The sequence below is a fragment of the Murinocardiopsis flavida genome (assembly GCF_003014485.1).
Classification (GTDB): Bacteria; Actinomycetota; Actinomycetes; order Streptosporangiales; family Streptosporangiaceae; genus Murinocardiopsis; species Murinocardiopsis flavida.
On record NZ_PYGA01000002.1, the window covers coordinates 119349 to 136065 of the forward strand.

Genomic DNA, 16717 nt, shown 5'->3' on the forward strand with positions numbered 1-16717 from the left:
CCCGGGTCCGCGGCGGGACGGGGCGGTAGTGTCCTGGCATGCGGATCGTGACGCTTGCCGAACGCCCTGACCTCGTCGAACGCCTGGAGGGGCCCGACCAGCCCACGTGGCCGGACTTCGTCGTCAACGCCCCCGTGGGGCGGCGGTGCTGGGGCCGTCTGGCCGAGGACTTCCCCGAGTACCAGATCGTGCTGGTCGAGGGCTCCGGCGCACAGGAGCGGATCGTCGCGGAGGGGTACTCGATCCCGTTGCACCGCGGCATCGCCGCGGGCCCGCTGCCGCCGGAGGGCTGGGACTACGCCCTGTCGCAGGGGTGTGCCGACTTCGACGCGGGCGCCCGGCCCGATACCGCGTCGGCGCTGTCGATCGGCATCGCGGCGGACCGCCTGGGCGCCGGGTTGAGCCCGGTGATGGTGCGCGGCCTGCGCGACGTGGCGGCCGCCAAGGGGTTCCGCGAACTCCTCGTCCCGTTGCGCCCCACCCACAAGGCCCGGTACCCGCTGATCCCCATGGCCGACTACGCCCGCTGGACCCGGCCCGGCGACGACGCTCCGTTCGACCCCTGGCTGCGCGTGCACTGGCGGCTGGGCGGGCGCATCGTCGGCCCGTGCGAGCGCTCCATGGTGGTCACGGGAAGCGTGGCCGACTGGGAGAAGTGGGGCGGCCTCCCGATGCCGGCCACGGGCCGCTATGTGATCGACGGTGCGCTCGCCCCCGTCGAGATCGACCGCGAACGCGACCTCGGCCGCTACGTGGAGCCCAACGTCTGGGTGCGCCACCCCATCGAGGACGCCGCCGCCTCAGCGCCCTGACCCGCGGGGCGCCTCCCCCGCGCGGCCGGGTGCCGGCCCCCGCCGTCGGGGACGCGTGCACAGGACCGCGGCGACGGTGGGCGGGACGCAGGCCGCCAGCGCGCAGCTCATCCAGAACACCGCCGCGGGCAACGGGTGCCAGAGGCTCAGCGCGCCGACGGCGACGGCCGGCAGCCCGGCGCCGAGGTAGAACACGAGGTAGAGCAGCGAGGCGATCGCCCCTTGGGCGTCCGGCGGCGCCTGCGCGCTGACCGCGGCCGTCGCGCCGCCGTAGGCCAGTCCGAGCCCCGTGCCGGTCAGGACGGCGGCGGCGACGGTGAAGGGCACCGAGGTGCCCCCGGTCGACGCCAGGGTGACGAGCCCGGCGAGGACGGCGCCCAGCCCCGCCGCCTGTGCGGCCCGCGGGCCGCACCAGGCCACGAGGGGCTGGGCCAGTCCGGAGCAGACCAGGACCGCGCCGATGACGCCGCCGGACAGCGCCAGGTCCGCGCTGCCGGCGGCGCGGTCGAGCACGGCCCCCATGACGGCGAGGAACAGTCCTGCGGCGGCCCAGGCGAGGAACCCGGCGGCACCCGCTGTGGCGAACAGCATCCGCATGCCCCGGGGCACGTGCGCGCGGGCCGGACCCCGGCGCGCCCCCTGCGGGCGGCCGAGGACCGCCACCCGCTGCCAGGCGATCGCGAGCAGCACCAGGTGCACCAGGTACGGCAGCACCAGCGGCTCGGGCGCGTACTGCGCCAGCAGCCCCGCCCCGATCGGGCCCGCGGCGGCACCGGTGACGAACGCGGTGCTCGCCCGCAACGAGGCCCGGGCCCGGTCGCCCCCTGGGGCGCGCCGCACGATCAGCGCGCTCGCGGCACCGGTGACGGCGCCCAGTGCGAGGCCCTGCGCGGCGCGCCCGGCCAGCAGCCACCCCGGCCCCTGCGCCGCCGCGAAGCACAGTGATCCGAGCGCCGCGATCACGATGCCGGCGCGCAGCAGGGAGCGATGGCCCACCGCGTCGGAGAGGGTGCCGAACAGCAGCAGCACGGGCGCGCTGACCACGGCGAACGTCGCGTAGACGAGGGTCATGCCCAGATCGCCGATCCCGAAGGCCTGCTGGTAGCCGGGATACAGCGGGCTGGGCAGATAGGCCCCGGCGGTGAGCACCACCAGCAGGTAGGACGCCGCCCGCCCGGCGCGCGCGGCAGCGCGGTCGGGGACGGCGGGGCGGCGGGCACGGGAGGGCGCGCTGGGGCGCAGGACAGTAGGCACACCGCCAGGGTCGCCGCCATGAGCCGGAGAGAAAAGCAAACGTTTTCGAGAAGGATCATGCAGAATGATTCAATGATCGATCCACGGCTCCGGATGCTCCAGCTCGTCGCCCGCCACGGAACGGTCACCGCGGCGGCCGAGGCGCTGCACTACACCCCGTCCGCCGTCTCCCACCAGCTCCGTCAGCTCTCCGCCGACCTCGGTGCGGACCTGGTCGTCCAGCAGGGGCGCGGGGTGCGGCTGACCGCCGCGGCGCACACGGTGCTGCGCCACACCGAGATCCTGCACGCGCAGGCCGAGCGGGCGCGGGCCGAACTGGCCACCGCGGACGAGCCCGCCGGCCCGTTCACGCTGTGCGGCTTCTCCACCGCGGCGACCCGCCTGCTGCCCCCCGCTGCGGCGGCCCTGCGCGACCGCTTCCCCCGGGTGGCGGTGCGCGTGATCGAGGCCGAACCCGTGCGCTGCTTCGACCTGCTGGGCGCCGGGGACGCCGACCTCGCCCTCGTCATCCCCACCGCCGACACCCCGTCGGCGGCCGACCGGCGCTTCGACCAGCAGCCCCTCCTCGACGACCCGCTCGACCTGGTCGTCCCCGCCGACCACCCGCTGGCCGCCCGTTCGACGGTGACCCTCGCCGACACGGCCGACGAGCCCTGGATCGTGGGACGGCCGGGCAGCACCTACTACCACCTCGTGCTCACCATGTGCATGGCCGCCGGCTTCATCCCCGACATCGCCCACCACGCCGACGAGTGGGACACCGGCAGCGCCCTGGTCGCCCACGGTTTCGGGATCATCCTGGTGCCGCGCCTGGCCCGGCTGCACGCCGACTGGCCGGTGACCCGGATCCCCCTGCACGGCGAACCGGCCCCCGTCCGCCGCGTCCTCGCCGTCACCCGGTTGGGCGGGCGCGACCACCCCACCGCCGCTGCGGCGCTCGACGCCATCACCGCCACGGTGCAGCGCCTGCTGCCCCGCCGCGACGGCCCACCTCCGGCGGGCTGAGGGCCGTTCCGGGCGGCGCCCCTCGACCGGCGGCGGCCGCCGGTACGCCGCGGACCGGATCCCGTGCGAGGGCGCACCGGCCGCCGCGGGTCCGGTCGGTTATTGCGGAACAAATCCGCATTTGGCGGAGTTGTACAGGCGTCGTCGGAAGACGGTGTGCCCCGCACCCGTTTCCGCCGATCTCATTCCCGCGCCTCCGTCGCGGCCTGCCGTCCACGACCACACTCAGGAGACCTGTGTCCGGGCAAACAGCAAGCGTCGACGGCGGTGGCACGCAGCGGGGCACCGACCGGTTCGTGATCCCTTTGCTGCTGGTCTCGGCGTTCGTCGTCATCCTCAACGAGACGATCATGAGTGTCGCGCTGCCGGTGCTCAACCGCGACCTGCACATCCCCGTCTCGACCGGGCAGTGGCTCACCTCGGCGTTCATGCTGGTTATGGCCGTCGTCATCCCCATCACGGGGTTCCTGCTCCAGCGGTTCACCCTCCGCCAGGTCTTCGTCGCGGCGATGACGCTGTTCTCCGCCGGGACCCTCCTCTGCTTCCTCGCGCCCGGCTTCGCCGTGCTGCTGACGGGCCGGATCGTGCAGGCCGGCGGCACCGCCATCATGATGCCGCTGCTCATGACGACCGTGCTCACGATGGTCCCGGCCGACCGCCGCGGCCGCACGATGGGCAACATCTCCATCGTCATGTCGGTCGCCCCGGCCCTGGGCCCGACGATCTCGGGGTTCATCCTCAACGCGCTCGACTGGCGCTGGATGTTCGGCCTGGTCCTGCCCATCGCACTGCTCGGCCTCACGCTGGGGGTGGCGTTCATCCGCAATGTCACCGAGCCCCGTCCGGCCGCCATCGACCTCCCCTCGGTCGTGGTGTCCGCGTTCGCCTTCGGCGGCCTCGTCTACGGCTTCTCCGCGCTCGGCGGCGAGGGCGCCGGATCGGCGCTGGTGCCCGCGTGGCTCGCCATCAGCGTCGGCGCCGTCGCCCTGGTCGTGTTCGTCGCACGCCAACTGCGGCTCCAGCGCGCCGAGAGCGCACTGCTCGACCTGCGGGTGTTCGGCTCCGCCCAGTTCTCGCTGTCGATCGCGCTGGTCGGGGTCAGCTTCATGGCGCTCTTCGGCGCGATCATCCTGCTGCCGATCTACATCCAGGACGTACTCGGCCTGAACACCTTGGTCACCGGCTTGGCGGTGCTTCCGGGCGGCCTCGTCATGGGGTTGATCGCGCCGCTGGTCGGCCGGCTGTTCGACCGGTACGGGCCGCGGCCGCTGGTCGCCCCGGGTGCCGCCGCGGTCGCACTGGTGCTGTGGGGCATGACGCTGTTCGGCCCTGAGACCCCCATCTACTTCGTCGTCGCCACGCACATGGTGCTCAGCGCCGGTCTCGGCTTCATGTTCACGCCACTTCTGACCGGGGCGCTCGGTTCGCTGCGCCCGGAGCTGTACTCGCACGGCAGCGCCGTCGTCGGCACCGTGCAGCAGATCGCCGGGGCAGCGGGCACGGCGGCGTTCATCGCGATCATGTCGAGTGTCGCGGCCGGGCGCGCCGCCGAAGGCGCGTCGGAGGTCGCCGCCCAGGCCGGCGGGATCCACGTGGCCTTCATCGTCGGCGCGGCGATCGGCACAGTGGCCTTCGCGGCGACCTTCTTCGTCCGCCGCTCCCCCGACCAGAGCGCGGCACCCGGCGTCCCGGCGGCCTAACCCGGCCGGGCGGCCCGCCGGCGCGCCGCGTCGAAGAACGCCGCGAAGCAGGTGCAGGTGTCGATGGCGCCGCCCCACGCGTGGGTGAACCGCGCGTCGGCCAGGGCGGGGAACGCGGCACCGAACTGGGCGGCGAGCCGCTCGAACGTCGCGGCGCGGGTGTCGTGCCCGGCGCGCACCCGGCCGGAGTAGTGGTACACCGCGTCGTAGCCGCCCCACAGGATGCGGTGACACCGGGGTGACGCACGGGCGCGCTCAGCCGTGCCCGTGCGGCGGCCGGGGCCGCGCCGGGCGCGCGCCGCGTCCCGGCGGCGGGGGCGCGTCACCCGAGGTCGGGCAGGTCCTTGAGCTGCTTGCGCGAGGTGACGCCGAGCTTGCGGAAGATGCTGCGCAGGTGGGCGTCGACGGTGCGCGGGCTGAGGAACAGGCGCGCGGCGACCTCCTTCGTCATCGCACCGGCCGCGACCTGGCGCGCGATGTGCATCTCCTGCATGGTCAGCCGGTCGTAGGTGTGCGCGGAGCGGCTGCGCGCCACCTCCCCTGTCGCGCGCAGCTCGTCGGCGGCCCGCTGGGCGAACGCCTCCATGCCGATCCGCGACAGCTGCTCGTGCGCGGTGCGCAGCTGGTCGCGTGCGTCGCGGCGGCGGCCGGCCCGGCGCAGCCACTCCCCGTACCGCAGGTGCGCCCGCGCGAGGTCCGGGGCCAGCGGGGTGTCGGCCAGGCGCTCGACGGACTCCCGGTAGTCGTCCTCCGCGCCGCGGACCAGGGCCCGCGCCCCCGCCGCGATGCCGAGGGCGTAGCCGGTCCCCGAGGGCGCGGTGCGCTCGACCAGGGACTCCAGCGCCGATTCCGCGACGCCGTGCTCGCCGCACCGGACCGCGGCCTCCACCAGTTCGGGCAGTGTGAACCCGGCCTGGAAGAGGGCGCCCCCGTCGACGGTGCGCCGGGCCGCGTCCAGCGCGGCCGGGTACTCGCCGAGGCCGTTGTACAGGACGGCGGCGGGCCCGCTGGTGTCCGCGGCCAGCTGGCCGATGCCCCGGCTCGCCGCCTCGGCGAACAGGTCGAGCGCCTCTTGGCGGCGGCCGCGGACCGCCGCCAGCTGCACCCGCGAGTACAGCTGGGGCACGTCGCCGAGGGCGTCGGCGATGGCCTCCTCCTCGGCGATCGCCGCCATCGCCCGCCCGAAGTCGCCCGTGAGCACCGCGGACACCGCCGCCTGCGACAGGCCGAGCCGGATGGTCAGCGGTGACCCGGTGTCGCGCCCGGCCCGCACCAGCCACTCGACGATCGCCGTGTGCAGGTCGAAGTCCCACAGTTCGCCCGCGACCATCGTGGCGAGCGCGGGAACCCGGGTCCAGCCGGCGTCGTCGCCGGTGAGGACCTGCCGGAGCGCGGGCACACCGTCGCGGTGGCCCGCGGTGCTCAGCAGCACCAGCGCGTCGAGGAGGTCCGGCGGCCGCGCCGCGGGCGGCGCCGCGCGGGCCGCGTCGAGCACCCGTTCCATGACCCCGGCCGCCCTGCCGACGACGAGGCCCATCTCCAGTGCCGCCACGAAGGATTCGCGCGACCGTTCCGGGTCTCCGGCGGCGAGCCGCTGCGCCGCCCGCAGGATGAGGTCGGGTCCGCTGGCGGCGCCGTCGGCGCCGCCGACGAACGCGATCTGCCCGCGCAGCAGGTCGACCGACGCATGCCGGGCGTCATCGAGGGTCTCGGTGTCGATGCTGGCCAGCATGTCCGCCGCGGCGTCGGCCCCGCCCGCAGCCAGCGTGGCGCGCACGGCGGCGAGCGTGCGCTCGGTCTGCCTGCCGGGGGCGAGCGACAGCGCCGCCGCGCGTTCGAGGAAGGCGGCGGCCGCTGCGACGCCCCCGCGCGCCTGCGCGCGCGACGCCGAGGACTCCAGCTCCGTTGCGACCTGTTCGTCCGGCCCGGTGGTGGCCTGGGCGCGGTGCCAGGCCCGCCGGTCGGGCGCGGCGGCAGGGTCGGTGGCGTCGGCCAGCGCCCGGTGCGCCGCGTGGCGCCGTTCCGGCTCGGCCGCGCGGTAGGCGGCCGATCGCGCCAGCGGGTGGCAGAACCGTGCGCGGGTGTCGAACCGCACCAGCCCGGACGCCTCGGCGGCGGCGCTCGCCGCCGGGACGTCGATGTCCAGCCGCCCGGCCGCCGTCCACAGGAGTGTCGGGTCGCCGGTCGGGTCGGCGCTCGCGAGGATCAGCAGCAGCCGCGCGTCCAGGGGCAGCCCGGCCATCCTGGTCTGGAAGCTGCGCTCGACCCGGCCCGCGACCGGCGACGGGGTCGGCAGCGCGAAGCCGCCGGCTTTCGGCAGCTCGATCAGTGCCAGCGGGTTTCCGCGCGCCTCGGCGAGGACACGGTCGCGCACCCGCTCATCGAGCATCGTGGTCTTCTCCTCGGCCAGCAGTGCGCGCGCCTGCGCGTCACCCAGGCCGCCGACCGCCAGCCCGGGCAGCTCGTCCAACCCGCGGACGGGGTCCTGGCCGCGGGCAGCGAAAACCATCGCGATGGGCTCCGCGGCGATGCGCCGCGCCAGGAACGTCAGCGCCCGCGCCGAGGCGTCGTCCATCCAGTGCGCGTCGTCGACGATGCACAGCAGTGGTCGGCGCGCAGCGGCGGCGGCCAGCAGGTCGAGTGCCGCGAGGCCGATGCGGAACGGGTCCGGCGCGCCGTCGGCCAGTCCGAACGCGACCTGGAGGGAGTCGCGGTAGGGGGCCGACAGCGCGTCGAGGTGCGCCAGCACCGGCACGCACAGCTGGTGCAGCGCCGCGAACGGCAGCTCGCCCTCGAACTCCGCGCCCGACGCGCGGATGGTTTGGAACCGGTCCGGCGCCGCGTGTTCGAGGTGGTCCAGCAGTGCGCTCTTGCCGATGCCGGGGTCGCCGCGGAGGACGAGCACGCCGCCGTCGCCCTGTTCCGCGGCGCCGACGAGGGCGCGGAGGCGGTCGAGTTCGGCGCTCCGGCCGACGAGCGAACGGGGGGACTTCGTGCGCATGGGGCCAACCCTATTCGGGACAGCCCGCCCGCGGCGCACCGGCGAGGGGGCGCGCGCGGCGGGCGGCCCGTGCCGCGGCGGGGCGGGATAGGCGACGCGGTCGCCGATATAGGTGATCGCCACCGACGCGAGTCGGGCCGCCGCCGCGCGATCCTCGTGGCATGACGGCACCGGCCGACGGCACGGCGGCGCACGGACTCTCCCCTGACGAAGGACGCGATGATGAGCGACGAAGCCCGGCCCACTGCGGCGCCTGCCGAGGCGCCCGCCCGCTGCTCACCGGCCTCCTGTGGCTGGTGGTGGACCCCACGGCCGGCGGGTTCTCCGCGAGTCTGCTGGGCGCGTTCCTGCTGATCGGCACCGGCCTGGGACTCTCGGCCGTCAACGCCACCGCGATGGCGGTGCGCGACAGCGCCGAAGGGGAAGCGGGCCTGCTCAGCGGGCTGATCAACACCGCGCAGCAACTGGGCGGCGCGGTCGGGCTCGCGGCCCTCGCCGGGGTCGCCATCGGCGCCGCGAGGACGGAGACGGGCGCGGGCATCTCGTTCCCGACCGCGTTCACCGGCGCGGCCGCGCTCATCACCACCGCCATCGCCCTGTCGCTCATCCCCGCTGCCGCGACCCGGTCGGCCCCGGACACCGCCGGCGCGCGCTGACCACCGATACGGACCCCGCCGGGCACCCGGCCCGGCGGCACCACCGAAAGGACACCCGACGATGAACACCCCCACTGTGCTCGTGACCGGCGCGACCGGAACCATCGGATCCGCACTGGTCCCCGCCCTGCAAGCCCGCGGCGCCACCGTCCGCGCCATGACCCGCGACCCCGACCGCCGCATTCCCGGCGTCGAGAACGCCGTCGCCGACCTCCAGGACCCCGCGTCGGTCGCCGCGGCGCTCGACGGCGTCGACGCGGCCTTCCTCAACAGCCCGTCGGCGGCCGACGCAGCGGCGCTGCAAATCCGGTTCGCCGATCTCGCCCGCGCCGCCGGTGTGGGCCGGCTCGTGCTGCTCTCGCAGTACGCGGCGCGCACCGACTCGCCGGTGCGGTTCCTGCGCTGGCACGCCGAGGTCGAAGCGCACGTGCGGCGCACCGGCGTCGACCACACCGTGCTGCGCCCGAACCTCTACATGCAGGCGCTGCTCGCCTTCGCCGGCACCATCGCCCAGGGCTGGTTCGCCGCACCCATCGGCGCCGCCGCGGTCAGCGCCGTCGACACCAGGGACATCGCGGACGCCGCCGCGGCCGTGCTGACCGGCGCGGGGCACACCGGGCGCACCTACACCCTGACGGGGCCCCGCGCCGTGTCCCACGACGAGATCGCCCAGGCGCTGTCCGCCGCCATCGGGCACGGCGTCACGTTCAAGGGCGCGCCCGCCGACCAGTTCGCCGCGGCGCTGACCGGCATGGTCCCGGCGTGGCAGATCGACGGCCTCATCGAGGACTACGCGCACTACGACCGAGGGGAGGCGGCCGAGGTGCACGCGTCGGTCGCCGACCTCACCGGGCGCCCCGCGCGCGACATCGCCGACTTCGCCCGCGACTACGCCGCGGCGTTCCGCCCCGCGTGACGGCCCGGCCCCCGGGGGGCGGGCGCGACGGCCGCCCGGACCCGCCGGCGCCGTGCCGCCGCCCCGAACACGACCCGAAGGAGCGTCCGTGAGTACTCGATTCGACACCGATGCGATCGTCGTCGGCAGCGGGTTCGGCGGTGCGGTGGCGGCGGCCCGCCTCGCGCAGGCGGGATTCTCGGTCACCGTCCTCGAACGCGGCCGCCGCTGGCGCCCCGGCGGGTTCCCCCGCCGCCCTCACATGGAGGACGGCTGGTTGTGGGAGGTCGACCAGGGGCTCTACGACATCCGCTGGCTCGACCGCATGGCCAGCGTCCAAGCGGCGGGCTGGGGCGGCGGGTCGCTCGCCTACGCGAACGTGTTCGCCCGCCCCTTCGAGGGCGCGCTGGACGAGCGCTGGCCGGACCGGCTGCGGCGCGCGGAACTGGACCCGTACTACGCGCTGGCTGCGCACATGATGGAGGTCGCGCCGGTGGGCGACGACCCCCGCACCGGACGCCCCGCGCCGCGCACGGAGCTCGTCGAACGGCTCACCCGCGACATGGACATGCCCGACGCGACGGTGCGGCCCAACCTGGCGGTGACGTTCGGCGACCCGGACACCTGGCGGCCGAACGCCCACGGCGTGCGGCGCCGGGGCTGCGCGTTCGTCGGTGAATGCGTCATCGGCTGCAACCACGGGGCGAAGAACACGCTCGACCACACCTACCTCGCCGTGGCGGAGGCGGCGGGTGCGCGCGCCGTCACCGACGCGGAGGTCCGGCGCATCGAGCCGCGGGACGGCGGCTACGCGGTGACCGCCGCGACCCCCTCCGATCCCGACGCGCCCCTGCGCGAGTGGACCGCTCCCCGGGTGGTGCTGGCCGCCGGGGCGGTGGCCAGCAACGAGCTCCTGCTCCGGTCCAGGGACGTGCACGGGACGCTGCCCGGTCTCTCGCGGCTTCTCGGCCAGGGGTTCTCCGGCAACGGCGACTTCCTCACCCTGGCCGAGCTCCGCGGGGCGCGGCAGGACATGACGACCGGTCCCACCATCACGACCAGCACCGTGCTGGACGTGCCCGAAGGGCGGCGGCCGGTCTGGTACCAGGTGCAGGACGGCGCCTTCCCGCCGCCGCTGCACACCCTTGTCGACACCCTCCTGCCGGTTCCGCGCGTGCGCGGCTGGTGGCGCCGGAAGGTCCGGCGCACGACCCCGCGCAGCGTCTTCACCGTGCTCGCGATGGGGACGGACTCCGGCAACGGGACACTGCGGCTGGACCGCTCGGGGAAGGCAACGTTGTCCTGGCGGAACCGCTGGCAGGCGCACCTGTACCGGTCCCAGCTCCGCGTGGGCCCCCTGATCGCGCGCTTCCTCGACGCCCGCCTGTACAGCCCTTTCACCTGGTCGCTCCTGCGCCGTACCGTCACCGTCCACGCGCTGGGCGGGGTGCGCGCCGGTGCCGACGCCGCCACCGGTGTCGTCGACGAGGTCGGGGAGGTGCACGGCTACCCGGGGCTGTTCGTCATGGACGGCTCGGTGCTGCCCGCCGCGACCGGGGTGAACCCATCCGCCACCATCCTCGCTGTCGCGGAACGCTCGATCGAAACGGTGATCCGCCGCTCGGGGCGGCACGGGTGGCGCGCCCCCGAGTGGGACGCCGTGGTGCCCGGCGACGTCCCCGAGGACGCCGCGTTCGCGTACATGTCCGAGCGGCACGCCGCGACGAAGGGCGACGGCGTCGTGTTCCGGGAGCGGATGGCGACGCGCCGCCGGGACCGTCCCGGGGTGGTCCTGACCCTGGCCGCGGAAATCCGCAGCATGGACCGGTTCCTCGCCGGTGCGGCGCACACGGTGTCGATGCGGGGCGTGATCGACGCCGAGGGCGTCGCGTCGCGGGCCGCCATCGCGGGAACGCTCTCGCTGTTCCCCGGGGGCGGCCCGGAGGCGATGTCCTACGCGCTGCGCTTCACCGGCGACGACGGCCGCGCGTGGCGGCTGACGGGGGTGAAGACCGTGCGCTCCCGCACGCCGATGGCGCTCCTCACCGGGCTGACCACCCTCCGCGGCGAGCTCTCCCCCGACGACGGCGGCGCCGGCACGCGTTTCGTCCTGTCCATCGGAGCGCGCGACCTGGCGCGGCTGGGTACATCCATCAGAGGCACGGGCTTCACCCGCGCCCGCCGCCTCCGCGCGGCCGCACGCTTCACCGCCTTCTTCGCACGCTCCGCGCTACGGCGCTGACCCCCCGCCCGACACGCGGCCCGCGCCGCCGACCACTCCGCGAAACGGATCGGACCGCTATGAACGCTCTCTCCCCGCGACTGGCCGCGATCGTCGACGCCCTCCCGCTGCGCGGCGGGATGCGGGTGCTGGAGATCGGCGGCGGGCCCGGCGCCGCCGCGAGGGCCGTCGCCGGCCGGATCGGCGCCGGCCACATCCTCATGATCGACCGTTCGGCGAAGAGCATCGCCGCGGCCCGGAGCAACGCCGCGGCGGAGATCGGCGCCGGACGCATGAGCGTCCGGCAATCCGCTGCCGAGGACTTCGCGCTCGACCCGGCCGAGGAACCGTTCGACCTGGCCTTCGCCATCCGCGTCGGCTCCCTCGACGGACGCCGCCCCGAGAACAGCACGCGCGCCCTGCACCGCATCGCCGCGGCGCTCACCCCGCGGGGCCGCCTGTTCATCGACGGCGGCACCCCACTCCGCGAACTCCCCCTCCCCCGATAACAGCCCTCGCGGCCGCGTCCCGGTCGGCGGCGGGGGCGATCAGGGGCACCGTGCCGCGGGCCCACGCGCAGCGGCACGATGCGCTGGGGCGAGGGGCCCGTCCGCCCGCGGCGGCGGGGCCGGCTACGCCCGTCCTTGGGGCCTGCGCCGCAGCACCGCGCAGGCCGCGGTGCCACCGGGGTCGACGGCCGTGACCGCGATGGCCACCGGTGCGTCCGGGGGCGCCGGGACCGCCAGTGCGGCGGCGATCTGGAATGCGGCGACCGCCGACCCGGTGTCGCCGTTCCCCGGCGGCCGGACCCGGTCGCACACCTCAGGGGCGAACAGCTCGGCCAGCACCCGCCGCTCCTGCCGTCCCGGCTCCCCGGCGCACTCGGAGCCGCGTGCCGCCCACACCTGCCCGGGGTGCAGGCCGCTGCGGTCGAGCGCCTCCTCGACGCACCCGCGCACGGCTGCGGCGAAATCGTCCGGCGCGCCTGTGCGGTGTGCGACGTGCAGTACGTCGAGCAGCGGCTCCCGGGGTCCTTCGCCGCACGCCGCAGCGTTCTCGAGGAGGAAGACCGCGCCCCCTTCGCCGATGCCGGTGCCGGGCGCGCCCGGCTCGCCCGGCTGCGCCCGGTGCGGGTCCAACCGGGCCCGCGTCGCGCTGTGCGCCTCGAAGGCGCCGACGATCACGCGGTCGGCGCGCCCCGCGACCAGGAGCCTCCGGGCGTGGCCTACCGCGTTCAGCGCGGCGGCGCGGCCGGTGTTGATGGTGGTGTTCGGCCCTGTCAGGCCGTTCCAGATCGCGACCAGACCGGCGGCGCAGTTCGGCACACCGCTCGGAATGACCGCGGGGTCGACGTGGAACGGCTTGGCCGCCGTGAGGGAGGCGCGGGTGAAGTCCCGCATGGCCTGGGGATTGCCCGCGGTGGCCAGGACCACGGCGGTACGGTCGCCGCCCCCGGCGTCGAGGGAGGCGTCGGGGGTGCCGCCGAGGAGCTCCCGAGCCGCGGCGACCGCGAAGCCGCTGACGCGGTCCATGGTGCGCGTCCCCTTCCGGCCCAGGACGGCCCTCGGGTCGAAGGACGGCACCGGGTACACGGCATCGTCCGGGCGCGGCGCGCAGGGCGCGGCCGCCACCGCGGGCGGCCGGGCACCGCCGGCCATGGCGGCGGTGAAGGCGGACCGGCCGATCCCGAAGCACGACACGGCCGACCACGCGCTCACCACGGGCGGGGCGCCGCCTCCGGGGCCGGCGCGGCTCATGCGGCGTCCCGTCCGGACCGGCGGTCGCGCCCGAAGACGACAACGGCGTTGTTGCCCGCGAACGCGAACCCGTTGTTCTGCACCACGCGCGGATCGGCGGCCACGGCGGTGTTGGGCACGCAGTCCACCGCGCATTCCGGGTCGGTGCGCCCGTGGTTGACCGTGGGCGGAATGAAACCGTGGCCGATCGCCAGCACCGACGCGATCCCCGCGAGCGCGCTCGCGGCGCCCATGGTGTGGCCGAGCATGCCCTTGAGGCCGACCGTCGGGGGCGGCGACCCGCCGAAGACCTCCGCGATCGCGCCGCATTCGACCGCGTCGTTGGTGCGGGTCCCGGTGCCGTGGGCGGAGATGAGGTCGACGTCGGCGGGGTCGACCCGCGCGTTGTCCAGTGCCAGCCGCATGCACCTGCGGATACCCGCCTGGTTCGGCGTCAGCTGGTGGTAGGCGTCGCAGTTGGTGGCGTAGCCGAGGACTTCGGCGTGGATCCGGGCTCCCCTGGCACGGGCGGCCTCCCGTTCTTCCAGGAGGAGGACCCCCGCGCCCTCGCCGGTCAGTAGCCCGGCCCGTTCGGCGTCGAAAGGGCGGCAGCGGTCGGGCGCGACCAGCCCGAGGCGGTAGAACCCGGTGAAGTTGCGTCGGCAGAGCGCGTCGGCTCCCCCGCACAGGGCGTACTCCACTTCTCCGGAGCGCAGCGCGTCGAGGCCGTCGCCGATGGCGTGGTTGCCCGCCGAGCAGGCGGTGGCCACGGTCATCGCCTCCACGCGGGTGAGCCCGAGTTCCCTGGCGACCGCCACGGACAGCCCTCCGGCCGGTACCTGGCGGACGAGGCGGCCGTCCATGGCGTCGTGGCCGCCCGCGATCTCCTGCGCCACCAGCAGGTCCAGTTCGTGCGAACCGCCGTCCGTGGTCCCGATGGACACCAGTCCCTGGCGCTGTTGCAGGGCGCGGTCGGACAGGTGCGCGTCGTCGACGGCCATGCGCGCGGCGGTCGCGGCGAAGAGGGCCGCGCGGCCCCACTCGGCGGGGTCGGTTCGGCGCAGCCGGGCAGCGTAGTCGTAGTCGGCCACCTGGTGGCCGTTGGCGTGGGCGAACCCGGAGGTGTCGAACAGCGATACGGGGGCGGCGCCGCAGCGGCCCGCCCGGAGAGCGGACAGGTACTCGGTCACCCCCAGCGCGATGCTGGAGACCACCCCCATGCCGGTGACGACGACGCGGGCGGGTGCCGCCCCGGTCACCGCGCCGACTCGGCCGCGGCGGCGCGCCCGCGCGCCACCGCGCCGCGGACACGCGCCAAATTCACCATTTCGGCCACCTCCGGATTCTCGATGACGATGTCGAGCTCGGCCTCGAGTCCCGCCTGGATCTCGATCCGCATCATCGAATCGGCGCCGTAATCCTCCTCGAACAGCCCGTTCTCCGTGAGTTCGGAATCGTCCAATTCGAGCAGCTCGAGGACGATCCTGCGGATCGGATCCGGATCACCATTCATTGCGAACCCCGCATCACTGTCGCGTCTTTTTGAGACCGGCCGATTATCCGCGAGAAATCCCGCGCCGACCGTTTCAGCCCGGCCGGAGCAATGCTAATCGCTGGTCGAACCCCAGGCAACAGGCCGGCGGAATACCTCACCGGCACCACGGGACAAACAGGAGCAAACCGCCATTTCGCGAGCGGGCGCACCACGCGCTATTGGCGTGTCCCGCTTCACTGATTCCGTTCCCATTTTCAGACCACCGGAACGGCCGCGATCGGACCGTCCGTATCAAAGAACACGTCGAGTCGGATTCGGCAATATTCTGGTCCGACGATCCGCCCGGACGCGTGATTGCAGCTCCGGGACGGCTTCGTCTTCTTCCGTTAAAGCATGAATTAGTGGGACGCGGTGCCGCACCGCCGGCCTTGGCGAGTCACATGGGAAACCGAATTGGGTTTGCGCAGGTCTATTTACTGCATGACCGTATAACGGAGCCGGCCAAGCATGGCTCGAATTACTTCGGCGAACCCCTTCAATACGTTTCGCAGGTGGAGTTAGCATCGAGTGGACGGCCTCGCGGATCTCTGGTTCGGTCGCGTTATACGAGCTGTTTTTCAATTCCTATTGCCAGCGTTCCGGACCAACATTCCGGACGTCTTCGCACGCCACAAAGTCCATGGAGGAGTGTTGCCATGCCACCCGTCGGCGAAATCATCCCGATCGAACTGAAGAAGGTCGAGCATCCGGACGAGGTGACGCCGGAAAGCCTCAAGAAGGACCTGGCCGATATGGGGCTCATCTGCGATGAGACCCAGACCAAGAAGCTGTCCGAAAGGATCGCCGCCGTCCGGAAGGACCTCAAGAGCACTGACCTGCACACCTTCCTGATCGCCAGGCCCACGCCGTCGTTCGCCTGGCTTTCGGACGAGAACGGGACGAGCGTCGAAACGGAGCTCGCGGCGACCACCAGTGCGGGCGCGCAGGGCCTGGTCCCCTACGTCGCCGCGACCGACCCCGCCGTGCAGCGCCTGTACGCACTCCTCGGCAGCGACGACCCGGACACCCGCCGATACGTGGAACACCTGGTCCAGGACGATCCGGTGGCGGGCGAGCTGCACGAAAAGGTCAACGACCCGGACCAGAGCGCCCGCTCATTCGTGGAACGGCTGGCGGCCGCGGACGGCACCCGGCCGCTCACGGCGGCGGTCGCGCAGTTCGACTCCTTCGCGCTGACCCACTTCGCCACCCTGGCCCAGCTCAGCCTGACACCGGCCGCACTGGGGTCGTGGACCGTCGGCACCGAGCAGATCTGCAACTCGGTCAGCGCGATGCTCAAGGTCATCCAGGAAAAGGACTACTACGCGAGTCTCAAGGCGGAGTACGGGCGCAAGCACAAGACGTGGCCCGGCCGCGAGGGCAGCCAGCACAAGGACGAGCCCGACATAAAGACAGGCGACGCGATCCACGACTTCTACAAGCAGGCGCTTTCCGAGACCGCGAAGATGACGTTCAAGGACCTCAACCGGCGCGATGCGGAAGGCTTCATCAGCAAGGCCATCGGACCCCCGGACGACCTTGCCAAGAATGATTACCAAAAGAAGGACAGCATGCTGCTGTTCCTCGCCGAGAACTACAACGACTCCACCAGGGAGGCGGACGGCGTCGGGGTGATCACCCTCGAATGGGAGATCGAGATCAAGGACTACAAGAGGAAGTCGAAGCACGGAGGCGATTCCCACCGGGTGATCCTCGACATCAAGTCGCGCTCCATCTCCTACTCCGGAGCCGCGGGGTTCAGCGACATGTGCGAGGACAACAAGTATCTGACCAAAGAATGCAATTCGATCTGCGCCAAGCTGAAAAAGTGGTACGGCGAAAACCCCGGCAAGGGGACCTGGCCGACCTCGAACAAGACGTGCCCCGAAGCATCCTAGCGGCA

The 16717-nt window shown here is 73.8% G+C and carries 14 protein-coding genes; 8 read left to right on the top strand and 6 right to left on the bottom strand.

What is annotated here, in order from left to right; all coding sequences use genetic code 11:
* The first annotated feature begins 38 nt into the window (after nucleotides 1-38).
* Complete coding sequence (locus tag CLV63_RS03240; protein ID WP_106581367.1) at nucleotides 39-812, top strand: hypothetical protein; 774 nt, start codon at nucleotides 39-41, stop codon at nucleotides 810-812.
* Here the strand turns inward: CLV63_RS03240 and CLV63_RS03245 are convergent.
* Complete coding sequence (locus CLV63_RS03245; RefSeq protein WP_245928543.1) at nucleotides 801-2066, bottom strand: MFS transporter; 1266 nt, start codon at nucleotides 2064-2066, stop codon at nucleotides 801-803. The genes CLV63_RS03240 and CLV63_RS03245 overlap by 12 nt on opposite strands.
* Nucleotides 2067-2138: 72 nt before the next feature.
* Between CLV63_RS03245 and CLV63_RS03250 the strand changes: the two genes are divergently transcribed.
* A complete protein-coding gene (locus CLV63_RS03250; protein ID WP_106581368.1) occupies nucleotides 2139-3071 on the top strand; it encodes a LysR family transcriptional regulator in 933 nt (310 codons plus the stop codon).
* A 236-nt stretch (nucleotides 3072-3307) separates the two neighbouring features.
* Complete coding sequence (locus tag CLV63_RS03255; protein ID WP_211301130.1) at nucleotides 3308-4771, top strand: MDR family MFS transporter; 1464 nt, start codon at nucleotides 3308-3310, stop codon at nucleotides 4769-4771.
* Here the strand turns inward: CLV63_RS03255 and CLV63_RS03260 are convergent.
* Nucleotides 4768-5097 (bottom strand): hypothetical protein, encoded by a 330-nt coding sequence (locus CLV63_RS03260; protein ID WP_106581369.1) that lies wholly within the window; start codon nucleotides 5095-5097, stop codon nucleotides 4768-4770. The genes CLV63_RS03255 and CLV63_RS03260 overlap by 4 nt on opposite strands.
* Complete coding sequence (locus CLV63_RS34955; protein WP_106581370.1) at nucleotides 5094-7772, bottom strand: AAA family ATPase; 2679 nt, start codon at nucleotides 7770-7772, stop codon at nucleotides 5094-5096. The genes CLV63_RS03260 and CLV63_RS34955 overlap by 4 nt, the downstream gene beginning before the upstream one ends.
* A gap of 161 nt (nucleotides 7773-7933) precedes the next feature.
* Here CLV63_RS34955 and CLV63_RS03270 point away from each other — a divergent pair, with 161 nt between their 5' ends.
* The 4 genes from CLV63_RS03270 to CLV63_RS03285 all read left to right on the top strand — a co-directional run bounded on the left by CLV63_RS03270 (nucleotide 7934) and on the right by CLV63_RS03285 (nucleotide 12053).
* On the top strand, nucleotides 7934-8428 hold the full coding sequence (locus CLV63_RS03270) for a hypothetical protein (RefSeq protein ID WP_211301131.1): 495 nt from the start codon (nucleotides 7934-7936) through the stop codon (nucleotides 8426-8428).
* 61 nt (nucleotides 8429-8489) lie between these two features.
* Nucleotides 8490-9344: an SDR family oxidoreductase gene (locus CLV63_RS03275; protein ID WP_106581371.1), complete on the top strand. Its 855-nt coding sequence runs from the start codon at nucleotides 8490-8492 to the stop codon at nucleotides 9342-9344.
* A gap of 88 nt (nucleotides 9345-9432) precedes the next feature.
* Entirely contained in the window at nucleotides 9433-11565 is a 2133-nt protein-coding gene (locus tag CLV63_RS03280) for a GMC oxidoreductase (protein ID WP_245928544.1), read from the top strand.
* Between the two features lie 59 nt (nucleotides 11566-11624).
* Nucleotides 11625-12053, top strand: a complete 429-nt coding sequence (locus CLV63_RS03285) for a methyltransferase domain-containing protein (RefSeq protein WP_106581373.1) — start codon at nucleotides 11625-11627, stop codon at nucleotides 12051-12053.
* Between the two features lie 123 nt (nucleotides 12054-12176).
* On the opposite strand, the gene CLV63_RS03290 is transcribed toward CLV63_RS03285, so the two are convergent.
* The 3 genes from CLV63_RS03290 to CLV63_RS34000 are packed head-to-tail and all read right to left on the bottom strand — an operon-like array spanning nucleotide 12177 to nucleotide 14793.
* Nucleotides 12177-13301: a beta-ketoacyl synthase N-terminal-like domain-containing protein gene (locus CLV63_RS03290; protein ID WP_106581374.1), complete on the bottom strand. Its 1125-nt coding sequence runs from the start codon at nucleotides 13299-13301 to the stop codon at nucleotides 12177-12179.
* A complete protein-coding gene (locus tag CLV63_RS03295) occupies nucleotides 13298-14539 on the bottom strand; it encodes a beta-ketoacyl-[acyl-carrier-protein] synthase family protein (protein ID WP_211301132.1) in 1242 nt (413 codons plus the stop codon). Before CLV63_RS03295 ends, CLV63_RS03290 begins: the two co-directional genes overlap by 4 nt.
* Nucleotides 14536-14793 (bottom strand): acyl carrier protein, encoded by a 258-nt coding sequence (locus CLV63_RS34000; protein WP_211301133.1) that lies wholly within the window; start codon nucleotides 14791-14793, stop codon nucleotides 14536-14538. Before CLV63_RS34000 ends, CLV63_RS03295 begins: the two co-directional genes overlap by 4 nt.
* Before the next feature lie 677 nt (nucleotides 14794-15470).
* Between CLV63_RS34000 and CLV63_RS03300 the strand changes: the two genes are divergently transcribed.
* Nucleotides 15471-16712, top strand: a complete 1242-nt coding sequence (locus tag CLV63_RS03300; protein WP_106581376.1) for a lectin — start codon at nucleotides 15471-15473, stop codon at nucleotides 16710-16712.
* The last annotated feature ends 5 nt before the right edge of the window (nucleotides 16713-16717 follow it).